The 22648-nt window shown below is 60.6% G+C and carries 18 protein-coding genes and 1 pseudogene; all 19 read left to right on the forward strand.

Annotation, left to right across the window (positions count from 1 at the left end; genetic code table 11):
* On the forward strand, positions 1–3396 hold the full coding sequence (locus tag XH88_RS32220; protein WP_271672239.1) for a UvrD-helicase domain-containing protein: 3396 nt from the start codon (positions 1–3) through the stop codon (positions 3394–3396).
* Between the two features lie 74 nt (positions 3397–3470).
* The gene (locus XH88_RS32225; protein WP_271672240.1) at positions 3471–3875 is read left to right on the forward strand and encodes a multiubiquitin domain-containing protein; all 405 of its coding nucleotides are present in this window, start codon (positions 3471–3473) and stop codon (positions 3873–3875) included.
* Positions 3850–5025, forward strand: a complete 1176-nt coding sequence (locus XH88_RS32230) for a ThiF family adenylyltransferase (protein WP_271672241.1) — start codon at positions 3850–3852, stop codon at positions 5023–5025. Before XH88_RS32225 ends, XH88_RS32230 begins: the two co-directional genes overlap by 26 nt.
* Positions 5022–5468 carry a DUF6527 family protein gene (locus XH88_RS32235; RefSeq protein WP_271672242.1) on the forward strand — a complete coding sequence of 149 codons (447 nt, stop codon included), beginning with the start codon at positions 5022–5024 and terminating at the stop codon, positions 5466–5468. Before XH88_RS32230 ends, XH88_RS32235 begins: the two co-directional genes overlap by 4 nt.
* A gap of 95 nt (positions 5469–5563) precedes the next feature.
* Positions 5564–6856 (forward strand): DUF2130 domain-containing protein, encoded by a 1293-nt coding sequence (locus XH88_RS32240; RefSeq protein ID WP_271672243.1) that lies wholly within the window; start codon positions 5564–5566, stop codon positions 6854–6856.
* A 175-nt stretch (positions 6857–7031) separates the two neighbouring features.
* Positions 7032–7277, forward strand: a complete 246-nt coding sequence (locus tag XH88_RS32245) for a helix-turn-helix domain-containing protein (protein ID WP_271672244.1) — start codon at positions 7032–7034, stop codon at positions 7275–7277.
* Between the two features lie 514 nt (positions 7278–7791).
* Entirely contained in the window at positions 7792–8202 is a 411-nt protein-coding gene (locus XH88_RS32250) for a hypothetical protein (protein WP_271672245.1), read from the forward strand.
* A gap of 229 nt (positions 8203–8431) precedes the next feature.
* Positions 8432–8635 carry a hypothetical protein gene (locus XH88_RS32255; protein WP_271672246.1) on the forward strand — a complete coding sequence of 68 codons (204 nt, stop codon included), beginning with the start codon at positions 8432–8434 and terminating at the stop codon, positions 8633–8635.
* Positions 8636–9128: 493 nt separating this feature from the next.
* Positions 9129–9533 carry a hypothetical protein gene (locus XH88_RS32260; RefSeq protein ID WP_271672247.1) on the forward strand — a complete coding sequence of 135 codons (405 nt, stop codon included), beginning with the start codon at positions 9129–9131 and terminating at the stop codon, positions 9531–9533.
* A 184-nt stretch (positions 9534–9717) separates the two neighbouring features.
* Positions 9718–10515 carry a TnsA endonuclease N-terminal domain-containing protein gene (locus XH88_RS32265; protein ID WP_271672248.1) on the forward strand — a complete coding sequence of 266 codons (798 nt, stop codon included), beginning with the start codon at positions 9718–9720 and terminating at the stop codon, positions 10513–10515.
* A complete protein-coding gene (locus XH88_RS32270) occupies positions 10515–12698 on the forward strand; it encodes a Mu transposase C-terminal domain-containing protein (RefSeq protein WP_271672249.1) in 2184 nt (727 codons plus the stop codon). The genes XH88_RS32265 and XH88_RS32270 overlap by 1 nt, the downstream gene beginning before the upstream one ends.
* An 11-nt stretch (positions 12699–12709) precedes the next feature.
* Positions 12710–14212: an ATP-binding protein gene (locus tag XH88_RS32275; RefSeq protein WP_271672250.1), complete on the forward strand. Its 1503-nt coding sequence runs from the start codon at positions 12710–12712 to the stop codon at positions 14210–14212.
* A gap of 1 nt (position 14213) precedes the next feature.
* On the forward strand, positions 14214–15923 hold the full coding sequence (locus XH88_RS32280; protein ID WP_271672251.1) for a TnsD family Tn7-like transposition protein: 1710 nt from the start codon (positions 14214–14216) through the stop codon (positions 15921–15923).
* Between the two features lie 285 nt (positions 15924–16208).
* Positions 16209–18362: a hybrid sensor histidine kinase/response regulator gene (locus XH88_RS32285; RefSeq protein WP_271672252.1), complete on the forward strand. Its 2154-nt coding sequence runs from the start codon at positions 16209–16211 to the stop codon at positions 18360–18362.
* A 40-nt stretch (positions 18363–18402) separates the two neighbouring features.
* On the forward strand, positions 18403–20349 hold the full coding sequence (locus XH88_RS32290; protein ID WP_271672253.1) for an ABC transporter ATP-binding protein/permease: 1947 nt from the start codon (positions 18403–18405) through the stop codon (positions 20347–20349).
* A gap of 158 nt (positions 20350–20507) precedes the next feature.
* A complete protein-coding gene (locus XH88_RS32295) occupies positions 20508–21332 on the forward strand; it encodes an FkbM family methyltransferase (RefSeq protein WP_271672254.1) in 825 nt (274 codons plus the stop codon).
* Between the two features lie 22 nt (positions 21333–21354).
* Positions 21355–21741 carry a VOC family protein gene (locus tag XH88_RS32300; RefSeq protein ID WP_271672255.1) on the forward strand — a complete coding sequence of 129 codons (387 nt, stop codon included), beginning with the start codon at positions 21355–21357 and terminating at the stop codon, positions 21739–21741.
* A gap of 73 nt (positions 21742–21814) precedes the next feature.
* Positions 21815–22057, forward strand: coding sequence for a hypothetical protein (locus XH88_RS32305; RefSeq protein WP_271672256.1), 243 nt, complete (start codon positions 21815–21817; stop codon positions 22055–22057).
* A gap of 189 nt (positions 22058–22246) precedes the next feature.
* Positions 22247–22648: pseudogene (locus tag XH88_RS32310) on the forward strand (OmpA family protein); the annotation flags it as partial.

Here is a 22648-nt window from a genome sequence, read left to right on the forward strand (position 1 = left end):
ATGGATGCGGTCGAGCTCGGAAGGCAGAGGGCGGCTGCTCTTCACCGAGAGGCCGTGCAAGCTGGGAAAGATCCTTGGCGACCGTACGACTTCGCCGTGGCGGAGGCCAACCGCCGCGGCCTGGACGTCGAGAGGACCGCGCCTGGCGCTGCGGTTCTGGACGGCAGTCGCGCGACGCTGGTCGCGAAGGATGCCCTCATTCTGCACGAAAACGGTGGAAGCCTTTTCGAGCAGGCCTTCCTTGTGGTGCATGAAATCGCTCACGCCGAACTCGGCGATGCTCCCGAAGACGAGGTCCCGATCGAAATCGATCTGGCGCGCCCCGCGGAGGCCTCTCCGATGGGAGTCGACCGCGTGGTCGATTATGGACGGCGGCAGCGTCGCGAGGTCCAGATGGACCTGTTTGCGCGAGAATTCCTTCTTCCCAGGCCCGTGGCGCGGAAGCTGCACGTCGAAGACGGGATGACTGCTTCGGCGATCGCCGAAAAACTCGGCGCCCCGTTCGATGTGGTCGCGCAGCAGCTTCTGGATGCGCTGTTCTTGCCGTCGGTCGAAATATCACCGGAGGAAGCGAGACCGGCTAGACCTCTGAACAAGGAGCAGGCCGATGCCGCCGCCCATCGCGGAGCGGCCTACTTGCTCGAGGCGGGACCGGGGACGGGAAAGACCCAAACCCTGACCGGCAGGATCGAGCTGCTTCTGGGAGACGGGGTGGACCCGCGGCGGATCCTGGTCCTCACGTTCTCGAACAAGGCCGCGGGTGAGATGGCGAGCCGACTGGCCCGCAAGCATCCGACCGAAGCCTCGGCTATGTGGATCGGCACCTTCCACGCATTCGGCCTGGACATCATCCGACGCTTTCATCAGGAGCTGGGCCTTCCGCCGAACCCCAGGCTCATGGACAGGACCGAGGCGGTGGAGCTCCTCGAGAACGAGTTTCCCAAGCTGGGCCTTCGGCATTACCGCGACCTGTACGATCCCACGCAGAAGATCGCGGACATCCTGGCTGCGATCTCGCGCGCCAAGGACGAGGTGGTGGATACCGAGGAATACGCCCAGTTCGCCGAGACCATGAAGAGCAGTGTCCCCACAGCGCGTGCCGAAGAGGCGGAAAAAGCGCTGGAGGTCGCCGAGGTCTATCGCTGCTACGAGCGGCTGAAGCGGGACGCCCACTGCGTTGACTTCGGAGACCTGGTCTCCTTGCCGGTCCGTCTTCTCGAGGGCAATGCCGCCGTCCGGGAACACCTGAGGGGCACATACGATCACGTGCTGGTCGATGAATACCAAGATGTGAACCGAAGCAGCGTCCTTCTTCTGAAGGCGCTGTGCGGCGACGGCGAGAATCTCTGGGCCGTCGGCGACGCTAAACAATCGATCTACCGGTTCCGGGGCGCTTCGTCGTTCAACATGCGGCGCTTCGGAGGCGAGGATTTCCCGGGCGGTATTAGAGGCCGGCTGAAGAAGAACTATCGGTCCACGCCCGAGATCCTTGAATGTTGTTCGCGGTTCGCGGCCGATATGATCGCGGGCGGCGCCGGAAGCGCCCTGGTGTCGACTCGGGACTCCATCGGCAGCGGGCCGGAGTTTCGGACGGTGAAAACGGCCGATCGGCAACCTATCGCCTTGGCTGACGCCATCCGCCAAATGACCGCCCTCGGATATGGCTTCAGGGACCAGGCCGTTTTGTGCACCGGCAACGAGAAGCTGTCCGAGACGGGCCGGGAGCTCGAGCGGCTCGGCATACCGGTGCTTTTCCTCGGAAGTCTATTCGAACGCCCGGAGGTCAAGGACCTTCTCGCGTTTCTCTCCCTCCTGACCGACCGTCGTGCGATGGGCCTGCTGCGAGTGGCGTGCTGGCCCGAGTTCGGGATGTCCATGGCGGATGTCGCGGGGCTGCTGGGCGCGCTGCGGGAGGACAAGTGGGAGCCGCTGACGTGGCTCCGGGATCCTGCGGTCACGACTTGCGCGTCGGCGCCCGGAAGAGAGGCAACGAGCCGGCTGGCGGCTGCCCTAGATGGGTTCGAGATTGGGTCTGGTCCCTGGGAGGTTCTCGCCAGGCTCCTCCTCGACCGGACAGGGATCGGGGCACGGCTCGCGTCTTCCTCGACCGTGTCCGATCGCAGTGCCGCGATCGCGATATGGCAGTTCATGAATTTTGTGCGCGTCCAGCCCGCGGCGCAGGGCTTACCCGTCCGTCGGCTTCTGGACCGTGTCAGGAGGCTTCTACGGCTCGGAGACGACCGGGATCTGCGCCAACTTCCCGCAGCGGCTCAGGGCATCGATGCGGTCCGCCTGATGACCATTCACGGATCCAAAGGTCTCGAATTCCCGGTCGTGCACCTGCCGGGAATGAACAGGAATACGCTGCCGCGGACCCCGCGGGCGCCGACCTGTCTGCCTCCGGACGGGATGATCGAGGGAGCGCGCGGGACCGCCTTGGACCATTTCCGGGCGGGACAGAACGAAGAGCAGGAGTGCCTCTTCTATGTGGCCCTTTCGAGGGCGGAAGAGCGCCTCTTAATCTATGCCGCGACCGAAAACGCGAAGGGGCATCGACGGGAGCCTTCGGAGTTTATTGAGCGGATCGGCCTCGCCCCGCATCATCTGGGCGAGTTGGCGGCGTGCCCGACGGCACCGGAGAAGGAGCCCATCCCTGTCGAGATTGACGGCGCCGTCAGCGTGAGCGGCTTCCAGATCGGCCTGTATGACTCCTGCCAGCGGCGCTTCTTCTACACCCATGTCCTGAACGTCGGCGGCCGGCGCACCCAAACGCCGTTCCTGCAGGTGCACGAATCCGTCCGTGCCGTCCTAAAAGAAATCGTTTCGCGGGGAGCTTTGGCGCCGGTTCAGTCCGAGGTCGAAGCGCTCGTCGACCAAGCCCTCGCTGCGCGCGGCCTGACCGCGCACGGCTACGCCACGGGTTTCCGCGAAATGGCGCTGGGAATGCTCGACTACTTCGTGTCGCAGCGCGCCGGCTATTCGCCGGAGGAGCCCAGGCTGCTTCGGTTGGCCATCGGCACGGGCGAGATCACGATCGCCCCCGACGATGTCCTCACCCGAAAGGACGGCAGACGGGTCTTACGAAGGGTCCAGACCGGTCACTACCGGGAAGACGACGTCGACGAGATCGAGGCGGGAGCGTTCGCGCTCGCGGTGCAGCAGCACTTTCCCGGTGCGGAGGCGCAGGTCCTGCACCTGTCCGACGAGCGGACATCCCCGATCTCGATCAAGGGCAAGCCGCTGCAAAACAAGAGGAAGCAGCTCGAGGCGGCGATCTCTGGAATCCGCGCCGGCGCCTTCGCGCCCGACGAGTCCCAGTACACCTGCCCGAATTGCCCGGCGTTCTTCGTCTGCGGCCCAGTGCCCCCGGGTCCCTTCCGAAAAAAGTTCGGCTGAGAATTACCGGTAGGGCTTTGCCGCACCGATAGTGGGGTGAGGGCCGCAAGGCTCACCCACCAATAGGTGAAAACATGACGATCGACGACCCCTCCTGCCCGCCGGAGCACGGTAACCCGGTGGAACGTGCTCTGGAACATACCCACCACGCCGAACACGACGTCGAAGAGGCCCACCAGCAAGACCGGCGCGCCGAGCATGAGCTCGCCGAAGCCGAACGCGAACTCGAGGAAGCGCTCCATCCGCGCCAAACCGTGATCATCGTGAACGCGCGCAAGCGCACCGTGGAGGGCGACGAGGTCAGCTTTGAAGAGATCGTGCAGCTCGCCTTCCCGGGCTCTCACGAACCGAACGTGGCGTTCTCGATGACTTTCCGCCACGCCGCCTCCGAACCCCATGCCGGCGAACTCGGTCCCGGCGGTCATGTCACGGTCAAGAACGGGACGATCTTCAATGTCACAAAAACTATTCGATCGTAATCCCGACCTCCGCAGGCTGCGCGAGGAAGGCTATGCGGTGCGGATCCGCAGCGGCTTTCTCGTCATGCAGGTGCCTTACGTCGACGCGAAGGGTGAGGTCAGGCTGGGAAGCCTGATCTCCTCCCTTACCTTGGCCGGCGACGTCACCCAGCGCCCCGATACCCACGTTGTCCAATGGGACGGCGGCTATCCCTGCAGCAAGGAGGGCAAGGAGATCGAGGCGCTTCGGCACGGTAGCGGCGACTTCAATCTCGGCAGCGGGTTGACGGCAAAATTCGCCTTCTCCTGCAAGCCACCCGAAGGCTACGCCGACTACCATGCCAAGATGACGACCTACGCCGGCGTCATCGCCGGCCCGGCCGCGGTGATCAAACCGGAGCTCAAGCTGCGTTCGTACGCAGCGCCCGAACCGGAAGAGACGACCGTCTTCAACTACACCGAGACCGCCTCGGATCGCGCGGGGATCGGCGCCCTGACGGATCTGCTCAGGAACGAACGCGTGGTCTTCATCGGCTTGGGAGGGACCGGCGCCTACGCCTTGGACCTCGTCGCGAAGACTCCAGTGCCGGAGATCCGGCTGATCGACGGCGACGACTTCCTGACGCACAACGCCTTCCGGGCGCCGGGCGCGGCGTCGCTGGACGAGCTGCGACAGGTGCAGAAGAAGGTCGACTATCTCGCCGGCATCTATTCCAAGATGCACCGTAACATCGTTCCGCACCCGGTCGCCCTGGATCAGACCAACCTCCACCTGCTGGGCGGCGCGACCTTCGCGTTCATCTGCATGGATGCGGGCGAGCCGAAGAGGTTCGCGGCTCGAAAGTGCGAGGAGATGGACATCCCCTTCATCGACGTCGGGATGGGCCTCGAACTCGTCGACGGATCGCTCGGCGGCATCCTCCGAGTGACTGCCAGTACCCCTGAGATGAGGACACACGTTCACGACGGACGCATCTCGTTCGGCAGCGGCGACGACGAGAACAACCTTTACTCCACCAACATTCAGGTGGCGGACCTCAATGCTCTGAATGCCGCCATGGCCGTCGTGAAGTGGAAGAAGATCCGCGGCTTCTATCGCGATCTGGAGCGCGAACATCACTCCACCTACACCACCGACGGCAACATGCTGCTGAACGGAGATCAATCATGATCAAGATGAAGCAGCTTCGGCATCGATTCGTCGAGACAATGCCCGAAAAGATCGACCCTGGCACCCTGTACATCTCGATGGAATACGCGACCGCCGCACATCGTTGCTGCTGCGGCTGCGGCGAGGAGGTCGTCACCCCGTTCAGTCCCGCGCAATGGAAGATGACGTTCGACGGCGACGCCGTCTCGCTGCACCCGTCAATCGGCAACTGGAACCTGCGCTGCCGCTCGCATTACGTCGTCAGAGAAGGGCGCGTGATCGACGCCGGCGGTTGGACCGACGAGCAGATCGAGGATGGACGTAAGCGGGATAATGAAGCGAGAACGAAGTATCTGGCCGACAAGACTCAAACGAAGACCATGCCGTCCACTTCACCTCCGGCCGGGCGGCGACGCAGTCGATTGGGCCGCCTGATCGACCTGTTCAAGTTAAAGTTCGTGTGAACCTGGCGCGACCGGATGCCGACTCTCTTCCGCTCTCCGGGTCGCGCGATCTCCGCCCCCCTTCAGATAAAGACCAAACATAGCAGAGAGTCCGAATGCTCGAGAGCCATGCACACGAACCTCACATCACCTGTCCGAAATGCAACCATCGGATCCGGCTGACCGAATCGCTGGCCGCTCCGCTGCTTGAGGCAGAGCGCAAGCTCTTTCGGGCCCAGTTGGATTCCAAGGAGTCCGAGTACCGGCAGAAGGCGGAGGAACTGCGGCGGAAGGACGAAGCGCTCGACCGCGCACGCAGCGCCATGGACGCCGAAATCGCCCAAAGGGTTCAGGCGACGAGCGGACAGATCCGCGCGGACGAGCAGAGGAAAGCCCAGGAAGCGGCCTCGGCCGAACTAGACGCCTCGAAGGCCCAGGTCGAAGAGATGCGGCAGACGTTGACGGTCTACAATGCCAAACTGGCCGAGGCCCAACAGGCTCAGGCGGAGGTGCTGCGCCGGCAGCGCGAGCTTGACCAGCAGAAGCGCGAACTCGATCTCCTGATCGAGAAGCGGGTACAGGCGACGCAGGCGGAAATCCACATCAAGGCGCGCCAACAGGCGGAAGACGAGCTCATGGCGCAGGTATCCCAGAAGGATGCTCAGATCGAATCCATGAGCAGAACCATCGAGGACCTGAAACGAAAGGCTTCGCAAGGATCACAACAGACCCAGGGCGAGGTGCTGGAGCTCCAGATCGAGGCGCTTCTGAGGAGCAATTTTCCGAACGACTTGGTCGAGCCCGTCGGAAAGGGCGAGTTGGGAGGCGACATCGTCCAGGCGGTGAACGGCCAGCTCGGGAATGCAGCCGGAACTATCCTTTGGGAGCTCAAGGCGACGAAGAAGTGGAACGACGGCTGGCTCGCCAAGCTGCGAGAGGATCAGCGAAACGCGAAGGCTGACATCGCCCTCATCATTTCGCATGTCTTGCCGAAGGAAGTCGAGACCTTCGGTCTCGTCGACGGTGTGTGGGTCGCGCATCCGCGCTGCGCAATACCGGTCGCGATCGCGCTGCGCCATTCGCTAACCGAGCTCGCCTGCCTTCGGAAGGCCCAGGCAGGGCAGCAGACGAAGATGGAGCACATTTACCAATATCTGATGGGGCCGCGCTTCCGTCAGCGTGTGGAAGGAATCATCGAGAAGTTCGAGGAGCTCAAAGCCGATCTCAGCAAGGAACGCAAATTCATGAACCGGATCTGGGCGAAGCGCGAAGGCCAGATATATGGCGTTATAGAAGCAACGGCGGGCATGTATGGCGACCTGCAGGGCATCGCCGGAACGGCATTGCCCGAGATCGACAGCCTGGACATGCCGCTGCTGGAGGCGCCGTTGGAGGACGGCGAAGATTAATGGCTGTCCTGAAAGACGTCTTCCTAGATTGGCAGGTGATTCTTGACGCGAGTCCTTGCTTGGATTCAGATGGCTATGGTGATCATGAGCGAAGACTGCGGCAGGCTGCTTCCCGGATTCCTGCCTCGCCTTGCTTTTTGCCGGCCTGGGAATGGCAAGGGTTCGCGGAGGAGCCGTGGCTGCGTCACTTACAAGTGCTCAGAAGCGAATAAGGGTCACTCTCGGCCGGAAGGTCAAGGACCTGAGGCTTTCGCTCGAGATGACCCAAGCCGATCTGGCGGAGGAGGCCGAAGTCCGCCGAGCGTTGGTCAGCGAGGTCGAACGAGGCGAGGCTAACCCGACGCTCGACTCTATCGTGCGGATCGCAATAGCACTGGGCGTGGACGCGGCTGAGCTCCTTGGCTCGGATCGCCGCGGCTGACACGATCGAAAGACGTGGATCTTTAGTGCGTTCACGCAAACTTTCGAGGAGTCCGAAGAGAGCCAAGGAGAGCCATAGCTCCGACGCATTTTCTTTGTACGCTATATAGGACGCAGAACTTAGGCCGAGCTGACCGACTGGCTGTCCAAGGCCGATTTCATATCGGAAGCAATCATAAACGACGGTCCCTAGCGGACGTTTGAAGCCATCTTGAGGATCGGCTTACCAAGCGACAGAGCAAGTGTGCCCAATGCTGACGACGAACCCCGCCCCGGGGTGAATGACGAATGCTTTCTAGGACAGAGAAGGGATGCACATGAACGCGATGAGCACTGCCCAACTTCCAAGAGCTCGCTATCCTGCCGCGCGGCCGCTCCTTTTCACAAGTTGCAAATGCCGCGCCGCAATACCGGTGTACGACCCGCTTCTTCGCTATGCCTTGGAACAGGCCTCGTTGGATCCTTCAGTCCGCGAGATCAGCTATCGGACAGGACCCCAGATCGAGTGCCCGCCCATGTCACTGGCCGGCGTGGTGCTTCGTAGGGAAGACGGTACGTTTCTTCTTAGGGTCCATCAAACTTGTCCCGAGCGCAGCGATGAAGAGGACGCGCGCCTCAACTTCGTCCTACAGCAGCACGGCCTGCGCTTGCTCGAGTGGGATGCGAAACATATCCACCGCGAGCCGCTGTTTTCGAACGCGCGCACAGTTTGGTCACATGCAGGACGCCACGTGTCACTGATTGACAGGTTGAAGCTCGCGGTAACACTCGAGGAGGGACCGCAGACCGTCCACGAACTCGAGGAGCGTGCACGTCCGGGCTGCGACGTTGTTGCCGCGGTCTGTGCTCTCGCCTGCCAAGATTTGCTGCGGCTGAATATAGAAGACGCGCATCTTAGTCCCCGAACTGTTGTGCTTGGGCCTTAAACATCGCTGGAAGGCTAGGAGGGTCGATTGGCCCACGGCCTTCATTGAACGCTTGGGAAGAAGATGGTGGCGCATTTCACTGGGATCGGCGCGACAATGCCGGTTGACTCCTTGTCCTTTCTGCAAACGCCTTCGGCAAGATCTCGAAAGCTAAGAGGAGGGCGGAATGTTGAGAGTCACTGTCGAGCTGATACCCGGTGGATTCGAACCGATGCGACGATGCATCGCCATGATGCGCATCTCCAACACCAGCGACTTGACGGACATCTCGGATTATTTGGTGCAGGCGATAGAAGGGGCCAACAAGCTGACCGGCGCGTCGGCGCGCTTCGGCGAGTGCGTCGTGCGCGGCCACGCGCGCAGGCAGCCGGTCTGGGCGCTGTTGGCGAAAGCGTGCGAGGAGATCATTAAGGCGGATTTCGTCGAATTGTAGCTTAAAGGATCTAGTGATCGGCCTGCCTTCACGCGGATGCATGGTCAAACCGAATCAAATCCTCTCTGTGCGCCTGAGGACGACGTCGTTCGTATGCCGGGCATAATGCTGCACCGTGAGATCTGATTTGAATCCGCCTCACTGCACCCCGACGATGCACGTCTCCTCAATTGAGGCGGTTCCTTTGATGATGGGCTGGCGCACCGGCTGCGGCGAGGAGTCATCGGATGACACTCTCCGAAGATCCCGATGGATATAGTCCCGAATCGCTCTCGCTCTCGAATGAAGTTCGCGCGAGAGCGGAGTCGCCTGAAAGGGCCGAAGACGCTCTTCGCACTCGAGGTGACACATGGCTTGTGTGTTCCATTCAGTCAAAACGATGAGACCTATTCCGATCGATGACCCCCAGACTGAAAAGGCGCTTATTCATCTTACACTTGACCGCAACGTCACTGCGATAGACCACTTTGAGCAAATTCAGAGGGGCGACGCTATGATCAAGGCCGATGCGATCTTCATCAGAGATCACAGGGGACGTCACCTACTAGATATTGAATCCAAGTGGATGTCCAAAGAGGTCACTGAGGTCGCCAAGGAGTTTTTGATCCCCCTCTGGACAATTTCGAAGGCCAGCCTTCAAAAGGAACCGCGCTCCAGCAACCAAAACGAGGTGTGGGCGCATCGCGACCACGCGGTGCCGGTGCATCTGCGCATGCAGATATTGTCGGAGCTCGGCCGCAGGCGAGCACTTCGCATGTGCCAACTACAAGCAGCCATTGTCGGCTTCAAATCCACAAGACACTCGATCCTAGCCCTCGCGTGCACGGGTGTCGTGCAGATCGATCTCGAGGCGCCCCCCCTGGGGCCTGATTCGACGGTTCGTAGCGGGCGCTGGTGACCAGCAGGAGGGACTGACTCTCCGCGTCTCGTTATAGCATTGGAAACCAATGAGGAGGACGGAGGCGGCCCCTTCGGGGAGATCAACCATACGTTTACGGTCCAACATTAGGCCTACGATAGCACTTCGTTCGGCGGAATGACCCTGGGTGATTGTCTCGGTTGTCTTGCCTGGGGATCGCTCAATGGCCGGTCGACGCTACACTTGGACTGAGAAGCGCATCGCAAAATTTAAACGCGAAGGGCGAGGCATAGGGACTGGCGCCACGTACATCCCCTGGCTCAAGGTTTCTGACGTCCCATCCCTCGGCAGAAGTCGGCGAGTATTCTGGTCGACTTCTGGTCGCGAGCATCACCTCCTGTCGGACATCGAATTCTACGCATTCCTCCACAAGTGCTACGACGACGCGACCTTGGACATCCGAGAGCAATTTCCTCTTCCGCGGGAGGAAACATTGAAGATCGCTGAGGAGATCCGGGTCCAACATCCGCGTGCGAACGGTGTCAACATCGTTATGACCACCGACCTGTTGGTAACGCAGACTTCTGCTTACGGTCCGGTCGACCTCGCCTACGCTGTCAAACAGGATGCTGATCTCCACGACGAACGAACACTTGAGAAGTTGGAAATCGAACGACTTTATTGGGAGAGTAGAAGCACGCCGTGGAACATCATCGTAGGATCCAGCGTTCGCGGCAACGTTAGCTTTAATCTCGAATGGATGTTCGAATGCCAACGCGATCCCGAGGCGGAGGACGAACCGGCGATCCGCGAGAGCTTCGTCGAGGCCCTTGATGATCTGAAGGCCTTTCCGCTGCGTACAGTTTGCAGCGTCATTGATTCCCGATTGGGCCTTCGACCTGGCCGCACCCTACGGGTTGCTCGAAGGATGCTCAGCCAGAAGAAGCTCCGAGTTAATCTCACGGCGCGCAGCATTCAGGATCTTCCGGCGTCCAACTTCGTAGTTGCTGGGGAAAATTAGTGCCAGATTCTCCAGTTAAGAAACCCATCCTACTCGAACGCATGCTTCTTAGAGAACCCGGCCCTGGGGGCGCGCTGTTTCGCATCGTGCATGTGGACGATGATGGCGAAGCATTCTGGCTCTTTAATGTGGCGGAGTTGGGTTGGCCCGAGCGCGTCCAGCGAGACCTCTTGGCAGATCGATTTGCAACAACTCCGCCCAGCTTCGCCATCGAATATGTCGAACCGTATCGTGTAAATTTGTCCGAGGAGGTACAGGATAGTGCAGCAGCCCGAACCTCAGCACGCAACTGGAAAATCGTGCTCCAACTGCTGGGCGACGATCGCGGCCGAGGTCTGCTGTTCAAAATTCCCCGAAAGGTCAGAATAGAAAAAGTCGTCGAAGACGTTGGCGTGACGCGACCGACGGTTGTCACCGCAATTATGCGATTTTGGCAACGCGGTATGACCCGCCAATCGGTGCGGTCGGACTACGATAATTGCGGCGGACCGGGCAAGACAAGGAGTATCACAAGTGGACGAAAGGTCGGAAGGCCGAGAACCATCGCAACCGGCGTTGGCATTTCGGTCAATGACGACTTGCGGAGAAAAATGCAGGTCGGGGCCGACTATTATCTTAGCCTGCAAAAGCCTTCCCAGAAACGCGCACTGAATTATGTCGTTGAACTCTTCTTTTCACACCGTCAAGACGAGGCGGGTCGACCGACGATCGCGCTAGACGACGATCGACCGACTCTAAAACAATTCGGCCATTTCCTCCGTACCCACTTTCCAGAGAACGATAGATTCAAAGCTCGTCACGGCCAAAAGCGATATGACCTCGAAACGCGGGAGCTTCTCGGCAAGGCTGATCAGAATACAAAGGGACCCGGAGACGAATTTCAAGTCGATGCCACTGTAGCCGACGTCTACCTGCGATCGCAGTTTGATCGGCGACGAATCGTTGGCCGACCGGTTATCTACTTCGTCATTGACGTTTGGAGTCGGTTGATCGTCGGCATATATGTCGGCTTCGAGGGACCGTCGTGGATTGGTGCAATGATGGCTTTGACCAACATGGTCACGCCGAAAGTGGAATTCTGTCAGCAATACGGCATCGAAATCGATCACGAAGAATGGCCTTCACATCACGCTCCTCGTTCTATTCTGGCCGACCGCGGCGAACTGATGAGTGTAAAATTGGGGACGCGTATCGTCGATACCCTCCGTATCCAGATTGGAAATACAACATCAGGACGTGGTGACCTGAAGGCGATTGTTGAATCGCGGTTCAAGATCGTTCCCACCTTCTTTAAGCCGTTCGTACCGGGTTACGTCGAGCCGGACTTTCGAACCAGAGGCGCTCGCGATTATCGGCTTGATTCCGCAATGGACCTTAATGACTTTACGCAGGTCGTTATACGCGCGGTCCTTCAGCACAATCGATCGAAGATTACTGATATTGATACTCCGACCGAAATGACGACAGACGGCATGTCCGCTACGCCGCTTGCTCGTTGGACGTGGGGCATCGAAAATCGAAGCGGAGCATTGAGACAGCTAAGTTATGAGGAAGTCGCATTGGCGGTCATGCCGCGAGACTCGGCTCGCATTACTCCCAACGGCATAAGATTCAGAGGGGGCTTCTATACTTGCGATCAAGCCGAAGCAGATCGTTGGTTCTGGAAGGCACGTAACAAAGGAGGCTGGTCTGTTGAGGTATCGTATGATCCGCGAAGCTTAGACAAACTGTATCTTTGGAATTCAAAGACACCGCACGGATATGAAGCCTGTCGCCTGCTGCCTCCCTACCAAGAGCTCGTTGGTAAAACGCTGTTCGAATATGAGGAGAAGGAGCTCGCCGAGAAGCGCCTCGCTGCTTCCCAAGCTGGAAAACTCCAGGCGCAGGAAATTGAGACTGATGTTGCACTGAGAGCGATCCAGGAAGAAGCGCTCGCTAAAACACGCGACCTGCAGGAGCGCAATACACCCAAAAGGGCTCGAGTGGCAGGCATACGAAACAATAGAGAAGACGAGAAGGCGTTTCAGCGACCTATCGAGACAATCGATTTGGGCTTTCCCGCCGGGCCCCGCGTCAGCTCTCCTGCAGTAGCACCAACCGTCGACGACCCCCCGGACGCTTACGAAGACGACATGCTGTCAAGGCTCGAGTCTCTTGAAGAAGCCAGTAACGCAGGCAAGTAGGAGAGTCCGCAATGTACTCGCACCTCATTCCGGCCGACTACTTGCCGGCCACGCGACCTGAGGCGGCAGGTAATCCTCTCCTCGAGGCACTACCCCCGTTAATGTCGGCCGACGATACGAATTTGCTTTTATCATTTGGTCGTAGGCCGACCTATTCGGATGACGAGCGCATGCTTTCTGCAAGCGAAAGGATGCTGTGCGTCGGCCGCCTAAACGACTATCTGCTCATGATGACCTCTCATGGGGAGATAATCGAGCAGATCGGTCTTATTCTCGATAGCGGCTACGTGCATCGCAACCCAGCACTCCCGGAATTCCAAAAGTCCCTCGTCGGATTCTATCGTCAGCGATTGCAGGGTCGAATCACGCCCATCGAATCTTCCGGACCGTCGACAGCGCCGTCATTCGCGCTTTTCGGCGTATCCGGAATGGGAAAGAGCACTGTGGTCGAGCGGACGCTCTCATTTTATCCGAGAGCTCTAAGCCACCAAAAGTTCGGCTTCTATCAGATTGTGTGGATGAAGATTGATTGCCCGATGGATGGCAGCCTAAAGCAGCTGCTGCTTTCCATAGTCGCGAAGGTCGATTCAACTCTGGGCACCAATCACTCTAAATCCGTCAACGGTCGCGTTCCGATTGATAAGTTGATTCTAGATGTCGCGAAGATCGCCGCCCAGCACCATCTTGGCGTCCTTGTAATCGATGAAGTCCAACACTTGTTGGCCGCCAAAGGAATCGGCATCGAGAAGTTACTAAACTTCTTCGTGACGTTCACGAATGACGTGAAAGTGCCCCTCATCGTTCTCGGCACTCCAAAGGCGCAAGTGCATCTCGAACAGCTTTTCCGAGAGGCTCGCCGCGTCGGACAATATGGCTCGGCGCTCTGGGACCGTATGGTTCTCGGGCGGGAGTGGGACTATTTCCTTAAAGTGCTTTGGAAATATCAGTGGCTACAGAAGGCGGAAGACATCTCTCCTGAAGTTTCAGAAGCGATGTACAACCAGACTCAGGGGATTACTGCCCTGGTCATCCGACTCTTTCAGCTTGCCCAGTTGCAGGCAATTCGTGGAAAGAGCGAACGGATAACGGCGAGCCTGATAAACAAAGTAGCGAAAGAGAAGTTCTCTCTTCTGCGGCCTGCACTCGATGCACTCAGGAGTGGCGATAATGATCAGATCGCTAGATTTGAGGATCTTATCTCATCGAGCGTAACCGCGTTGAAAACTTTGACCACACAACAACAGGCAACTCAATCGATCAAGGTCGCAGAGAAGCGAGTCAGCGAAAGGCGCATCCACCTTACTTCAAATCTGCTTCATGCAGGCGCCAGTCCAAGCATCGTGGGCGCCTTGGTCGATGAAGTTTTGGCGCCGGCGGGGACGGCAGCAAAGAAGCGTCCGGCAAAGACGCCCAACAAGCTTGTCGAAGCTCTTAGGAAGGCCGAAGCAGAGAATGCAGATCCCGTCGAGGCGTTGAGAAGCGCTGGTCTTATAGACGATCTATTTGGGCAGTAGCATGCATCTGATGCTTCCGAAGCCGTATCCGGATGAGCTGATATACTCAGTCATAGCCCGGCATTTCGCGTATCTCCAGCCCATCGTTATCAAGAGCGCTCAAGAAGCGATCGACGGCATCTCGTGGTTCTCAACAAGATACGTCAGAAATGCGAATCGCCTTGCCGAAAAGACCCATCCTATTTGGGGACTATCAGGCCTGGAGATACTCGACCGTCACACCCTCCTTCCATTCAACGGTGCATTTCTGAAGCCGGACATGCATTTGAAATGCACGGAATGCTTTCTGGAAACGAACCCCCACGGAGGATCTGTTGCCCTGGGCATGGGCAATTCCAGCGTCCTTGAGCCGAAGTTCTTCAGGTTTTGTGTTCTCTGTCTTGAAGAGGATATCGAAAGATTCGGTGAAACTTATTGGCATCGGCAGCACCAGTTGTCTGGAACTCTCTTTTGCATCAAGCATGGCGAGTTGCTTCGCAATTCGATGGCCCCAATGTCCCCTCTCGACAGGGCAACGATGGATGCGACGCATTATTGCGAATCAGATGCCGAGCCAGTCGCAGTGCTGAGTAGCCGCGAAACTACGTTAGCGTTGGAGATTGCAAAAAGGTCCGCAGATATTTTGTATGGAGTTCCTTCGCGTTGGCTAAGCCCAGATCCGAGTGAACAGTATCAGACTGCTGCTGTTGAAGTGGGATACGGCTTTGGTATCACGGCGCTCCAGACCCCGGCCTTTGGGGCAGATCTCATCGATTATTTTGGTGCTGGGTTGCTGGGTAAGCTTGGATGTCGGCTGAACGAGCGATCGCGACCAATCCGCAAGATATTCTACAAGGACGGTGCCAATCACCCCCTGTTACATGTCTTGGTTCAACACTTTCTTGGAGAGCGGCAGAAGGCAACCCGCTTGATCTTGGAACGCCAAGGGCTGGACAACTCATTTAGGCAAGAGTGGAAGTGCCCGAACAGATTTGCCAAGCATGAGGAAGATTTCCGAATTCCTCAAGTTTATCTAAGGCGAGCAAAAGGGGGTACGCGCGAGCATTATTTCCATGCCCGATGCACTTGTGGATACGTATTCTGTTTTGAGAGGCCCCGCGAGGGGGATCCCGCCATGCCGCTCGTCAAGATCGTAAACAACTACGGTCCCGCGGTAGCGACGGAGGTCAAGCGGTTATACGCGAAATACCGGGTCATCAAGAAAGTCTGCAGCGAGCTAAAGATGCAGCACAAAACTGTGAGACGGATTCTTGACGGGATTCGAGCTGGCTTTGAGCCTTCGCCAGAGAAGATAGCAGCTCTGCGGAAGGCTTGGTTGGAGGATGGTCGAGTAAAAAGAGGCACCACATACCAAACTCTATTGAAATATGATCGAGAGTGGCTGGATAGCTTTCCTAGCCGTCGGGGGACTCGATCGCGAGTGCCGAAACCGCAGCCAAGGCACGCAGACGACGTCGCTTTGGCGGGTCAGATTGAGGCCTCTGCGCGAACGCTTCGTGAACAGGGTCGATTAGTGACCGTAAACGGGCTAAGCCGCGTTCTGGGACGAAAGCTCAACGTGCTGGGTCTGAAACTGATGCCAAACGCAGCCGATACCCTCAGGAAGGAGATCGATGTTCCAAGCCGGGCGTTAGATCGAGTGCGCAAGCACATCGCTAGGGGAAGAGGGGCAGGTGGGCCGGCCAGGCGAGTTCTGAAAGAACATTATTAGGTGAAATTCTGGAAGGGCTTTTAGGACACGCTCAAGCCTGAAAGAACTTTATTTTCTGGTCGCGAATACAGCCGTACGAAAGAAAAGCGATTTCCTCGACTTTCTAAAGAACTTTGTTGTCGCAATACACCCGGCCCCCGCGCGGCCGGGGCGCAATCCTGGTAAAACCTGCCATCCCGCGGTACGCGCGAACCGGCGGGTTGCAACCTCCGGTTCCGCCACAAGCCGCTTCCTTCCCGGCGCACGATTCAAGTAAGCTCTCCGGTTCGGGGGACCGGAGCGACCGTGCAGGGCGTGCAAGGCAATTCGCTGAGACTGCTGCGCTGGATGATGGCTGCATCCCTGGCGCTGCCGATTGCGCTGTTCGCCATTGCCTCCGCCGTTTCCTACCATTCGACCCTGGAGACCGCCGACCGGGAGATCGAGCGCACCCTCGACGTCGCGCATGAGCACGCGCTCAAGGTGTTCGAGACCATCGATCGCAGCCTCGCCGAAATCAACGAGGTCGTGCGCGACCAGCCCGACGACGTCATCCGCTCGCGGGAACCTACGCTGCACCTGCGCCTGAAGCGGCTTACCGATTCGCTGCCCCAGCTCAAATCGGCCTGGATCTTCGATGCCAATGGCAAAGCGCTGGTCAACAGCCTGGTGTCGCCGCCGCCGGAGCTGAGCTTTGCCGACCGCGATTACTTCTATGCCCATGTCGACCAGAGCATCGGCACCTATATCGGTGCCATACTGACGCCGCGCCTGCCGTATCAAGGCGCACGGTTCTTCGGCGTCAGCCGTCGCCGCGAGTCGGACGACGGCAGCTTCACCGGCGTGATCCAGGCGTCCGTGCTGCCGGAATATTTCGAGAGCTTCTACGCCAGGATCGGCACCGAGCCCGGCAGTTTCTTTGCGATGGGGCGCGCCGACGGCGTGCTGCTGGCGCATTTCCCGCGGCTCGATCGCGACTTCCGGCTCGATCCGAACGGGTCGGTCGGCCGAAGCATCGCCGCGCATCCCGACCATGGGCTGATGACCGTCGCCTGGCCATCGGACGGGATCGAACGACGGATCGGCTACCGGCGCGTCGCCGAATATCCGATCTATGTCAGCGCCGGCTTCGAGACTTCGGCGATCCGCGCGCGCTGGCTCGGCACCATCAGCCAGCATCTGGTGTTCGGCGCTCCCGCGACCGCGCTGCTGTTCGTCTTGCTGGCCTTCGCCTTGCGGCGTACCCAGCATCTGCAGCTCGAAGCCGCAAAGCGCCGCGAGGCCGAGGAGGCGCTCAAGCACAGCCAGCGGCTCGAGGCGCTGGGGCAGCTCACCGGCGGCGTGGCGCACGATTTCAACAACCTCCTGACCGTGATACGCGCGTCGGTCGATTTGTTGAACCGGCCGCAATTGAGCGAGGAGCGGCGGCAGCGCTACATCACGGCGATCGCGGAGGCCGTGTCGCGCGCCGCCAAGCTGACTTCGCAGCTCCTCGCCTTTGCGCGACGCCAGACCTTGAAGCCGGAAATATTCGACGTCGGCGACCGGATGCAGTCGCTGCGCGACATGCTCGCCACGCTGCTGGGATCTGCGATCGAAATCGTCATGCAGCTGCCGGCCGAGCCCTGCCTCGTCAGCGCCGATGCCGGCCAGTTTGAGACAGCCCTGATCAACATGGCGACCAACGCGCGCGACGCCATGCAGGGCAAGGGCCGGATCGTCTTCTCCGTGCACGCGGCGACCACCGTTCCTGAAACGCTCGCGCATCCTTCAGGTAGTCAGGCCTCGAAAAGTCCTGGCTTCGTCTGCATCGCGGTCAGCGATAGCGGCATTGGCATTCCCGCCGCACAATTGGGTCGCATCTTCGAGCCCTTCTTCACCACCAAGCAGGTCGGCCAGGGCACCGGCCTCGGCCTGTCGCAGGTGTTCGGCTTCGCCCGACAATCCGGCGGCGAGGTGACCGTGATCAGCGAGGTCGGCCAGGGCAGCACCTTCTCGCTCTATCTGCCGCGCGTGCCGGCAGATCTCCTGCCCCGGAGCCAGGCGCCCACCACGGCCCCGGCTGTCGCCGGCAGCGGCATGTCGGTGCTGGTCGTCGAGGACAATATCGAGCTCGGCAATTTCGCCGCCGACGGGCTGACCGAGCTCGGCTACAGCATCACGGTGGTCGACAACGCAACCGACGCGCTCGCCGAGCTGGCCGGGGACGCCGACCGCTTCGACGTCGTGTTCTCCGACGTCGTCATGCCTGGAATGACCGGACTCGATCTCGCGCAGGCCATCCGCGATCGCTGCATCAACGTTCCGATCGTGCTGACCACAGGCTACAGCCACGCCTTGTCCCAGGACAGAGTCGCCGGCTTCGAGCTCGTGCAGAAGCCCTATTCGATCGAGGAGCTGTCGCGCGTGCTCCACCGGGCCGCCCGGCTGAAACAGGTGCGCGACGGCGCCGCCGAGTGAATCGGGGGAACTCGATGGAACCGGCTCGCGTTATCCCCTCATGCAGAAGCCGGTCCGGAAAAAGGAGCAGGGCGACACACCGCCCATCGGGAAGGTCACCGGCGAGAACGGCGATGACGTCACACCGCCGCCGCCCGAATTGCTAGAGCCTGATCCCGACCTGACTCCCGAAGAGGCCGAGCAGGCGCGCAAGGATTATCTCCTCACCCGCTTCTGGATCAGCGCGCGCGGCTTCTGGAGCCGCAAGGGCGATCGCCTTGCCTGGGCATTCTCCATCGGCCTCGTCGTGCTGATCGTTGCGGCCGTCGGCTTCCAATACGGCATCAACGTCTGGAATCGCGCCATCTTCGACGCCATCGAGAAGCGCGATGCGACCACGGTCTTCCACCTCAGTGCAATGTTTTTCCCGCTCGCCATCGGGAGCATCGTGCTTGGCGTCGCGCAGGTGTTTGCGCGCATGAGCATCCAGCGGCGCTGGCGCGCCTGGCTGACGAACGGAGTGTTGACACGCTGGCTCGAGAATGGACGCTACTACCAGCTCAATCTCGTCGGCGGCGACCACGACAATCCCGAATACAGGATCGCCGAGGACTTACGTGTTGCAACGGACTCGCCGGTCGACTTTCTCGCCGGCGTCACCTCGGCGCTGCTGTCGGCCGCCACCTTCATCGTGGTGCTCTGGACCATCGGCGGCGCGCTCACCGTCACCTTCGGCGGATCGGCGATCACCATTCCCGGCTTTCTCGTGATCGCCGCGATCCTCTATGCCGCCATCGCGTCCGGCTCGATCCTGATGATCGGTCGCCAATTCGTGCAGGTCTCCGAGGACAAGAATCAGGCCGAAGCCGATTTCCGCTACACGCTGACACGCGTGCGCGAGAATGGCGAAAGCATCGCGCTGCTCGGCGGCGAGGAAGAGGAGCGCGGCGGGATCGACCGCAACTTTACCGACGTGCTCAGGCAATGGGCGCGGCTGGCCGGCCAGCACATGCGAACCACGCTGGTGTCGCAGGGATCGGGCCTCGTTGCGCCTGTCGTCCCCCTCCTGCTTTGTGCGCCAAAATTCCTCGACGGCAGCATGACGCTTGGGCAGGTGATGCAGGCGGCCTCCGCCTTCACCATCGTGCAGGGCGCGTTCGGCTGGCTGGTCGACAATTACCCGCGGCTGGCCGACTGGAATGCCTGCGCGCGCCGCATCGCTTCGCTGATGATGTCGCTCGACGGCCTCGAACGCGCCGAGCAGGGCGACGGTTTCGGCCGCATCCAGCGCGGCGAGACCAGCAACGATGCCATGCTGGAGCTGAACGACCTCTCCGTCACGCTCGACGACGGTACCGCCGTGGTCGGCGAGACCGAGGTGGTGATCTCGCCAGGCGAGCGGCTCTTGGTCGCCGGCGAATCCGGGACCGGCAAGAGCACGCTGGTGCGCGCCATCGCGGGGCTGTGGCCGTGGGGCGGCGGCAGCGTCAATTTCCACCCTGACAGGCGGCTGTTCATGCTGCCGCAGCGGCCCTACGTGCCCTCGGGGTCTTTGCGGCGGGCGGTCGCCTATCCCGGCGCGGCCGAGAACTGGAGCGAGGAGGAGATCGGCGATGCCCTGCACAAGGTCGGGCTCGACCATCTCAAGGAGAAGATCGAGGAGGAAGGTCCGTGGGACCAGACGCTGTCAGGCGGCGAGAAGCAGCGCCTTGCTTTCGCGCGGCTGCTTCTGCACAACCCCGACATCGTCGTGCTGGATGAGGCGACCTCCGCGCTCGACGAGAAGAGCCAGGACAAGATGATGAAGATGGTCATCGACGAGCTGCCGAAGGCGACGATCGTCAGCGTCGCGCATCGCGTCGAGCTGGAGGCCTTCCACAGCCGCAAGATCGTGCTTGAGCGCCGCAGGGGCGGCGCCAGGCTCGTCAGCGACATCGACCTGATTCCGCGCAAGGGACGACGCAAGCTGCTCGGGCGGTTTCTGAGGCAGCGGAAGGAGGCAGCGTGAAGCTCGTAGCCCGGATGGAGCGAAGCGCAATCCGGGACGGCGCCTCCAGAGGGAACTCCGGATTTCGCTTCGCTCCATCCGGGCTACATTCCTTTCCAACATTGGAGTCCCCACCAAAACGGGCTATGCATGCGCCGCCTGCAACGAGGACCGCCTGCTTGACGCCCGACAACGCCCCTTCGACCGCGCCATTCGGCACGTTTGCACCGAATGCAGCGCAGGCCGCAATCATCAGGCTCGCGCAAGCGTCGGGGCTGAAGCGCGGCGCCTTCCGACCGTGGATGTCGCGGCTGGTCAATCTGCTGCGGGGCGGCCCCATCGATGTGCAATATCAGGGTGCCTCGTTCCGCTTCTATCACCAGGGTAGCGCCACCGAACGCGGCGCGCTGTTCAATCCCGACTATAACCTCGACGAACTCGACTTCCTGCGCCAGCACACGCCGGCAGGCGGCACCTTCGTCGATGTCGGGGCCAATGTCGGTACCTTTGCGCTGGTGATGGCGCGGCAAGTCGGGACGTCGGGCAAGGTGGTCGCGATCGAGCCGCATCCCCTGACGTTTGGACGGCTCGCGTTCAACCATGCCGCATCGAGGGCAAATCAGGTCCGCCTGGTGCAGGCCGCCGCGGGCGATGCCGACGGCGAGTTGATGATCGAGAGCGGCGGCGGCAATCTCGGCGCGACGCATGTCGTCACCGGCACCGCCAGCACGGATGCGATCAAGGTGCCATCGTTGCGGCTCACGCGCATTCTCGACGAGGCCGGCGTCACCGAGGTCGATTCGCTCAAGATCGACGTCGAGGGTTTTGAGGACCGCGTGCTGATCGGATTCTTCCGCGACGCGCCGCCATCGCTGTGGCCCCGCGCGGTCGTGATCGAGCATCTGTCACAAAACGAATGGCAGCAGGATTGTATCGCTGACATGGTTGCGCGCGGCTTTGCGATCGCGCGCAAGACAAGAAGCAACACGTTCCTGTCGCGCTGACGACCCACAACGGAGGTTCGCGATGATCGATCATTTGGGCTTGTCCGTCTCCGACTATGAGGCCGCGAAGGCGTTCTACGCCAAGGCGCTGGCGCCGCTCGATTACGGCCTGATCATGGAGGTGACGGCGGAGCAGACCGGCCACGCCGCGGCCGCCGGCTTCGGTGCCGACGGCAAGCCGGATTTCTGGATCGGCGGCGAAGGCGCGATGAACAAGCCAGTGCATGTCGCAATCCGCGCCAACGACCGCGCGACTGTCGATGCGTTCTACCAGGCTGCGATGGCGGCAGGCGGCCGCGACAACGGGCCGCCCGGCCTTCGCCCGCATTATCACGCGAACTATTACGGCGCCTTCGTGCTCGACCCTGATGGCCACAACATCGAGGCGGTCTGTCACGCGCCGGAATAGGACGGCGCGATGCGGGAACATCCGCGCGGCATCGTCGTTGTCGTTCTCCTGTCAACTGATCTCCGTGAGGCCGATGCCGATCGAACCGCCCGAGATACCGCCATCGACGCCCGGCACGCCCGCTGAGCCGCCGCCGGGAATTCCGCCGGGCAACCCGCAGCCCGAGATCACGCCGCCGGTGCGCGAGCCGGGCGAATCACCGCGGCCCGATGAATTGCCGGGCAACATGCCCGAAGAGATTCCATCGCGTGGACCAGACGGTCCGCTGACGCCCAATCCCGCGACGGATGCCAATTCGTCGCAGCATCACATGTGAGAACGAGAGCGATCACATGTGGGGCGATTGCAACCTGCGTCTGAATGCGCAATGAACGTCGCCATAGTGACGTGATTTGCGTGCAGAAATAAATCGGGCCGCGACCGCTTCGCCCGCCACAATGCGGCCTAACGCGTAGCCGTTCATCACAAGACTTCGTCAAAGAACCTTCCGGGGAAGTTGAACCATATGACCAACCTTCGTTTCGTGCTGCTTGCCACGACGGCTCTGACCGCGATGCAATTCGCAAGCTCCGCATCGCATGCGCAATCCGCGCCGCCACTCGTGGTCGCGCAGGCCCAGCCAGAGACGGGCCCTGACGGAAAACCGAAGCAGCCTCCGAAGGAAGCGCCGAAGGGACCGCCGCCCGCCGCGCGCCCGGCGACGCCGCCTCCGCCGCCTGCGGCTCCCGCCCATCCGACTGCACCGCCGCCCGCAGCGGCACCGCCGCATCCGCCTGCCGCACCTCCGCCGGCTGCTGCGCCGTCACGTCCGACGCCGCCGCCTCTGCCGCCCGCAACCCATCAGGCGCCTCCTCCGCCCCCGCCGCCACCTGCTGCACCCAAGCCGCCGACGCCGCCTCCGACCGCG

Origin of the sequence: Bradyrhizobium sp. CCBAU 51627 (assembly GCF_028128765.1) — a bacterium.
Taxonomy (GTDB): domain Bacteria; phylum Pseudomonadota; class Alphaproteobacteria; order Rhizobiales; family Xanthobacteraceae; genus Bradyrhizobium.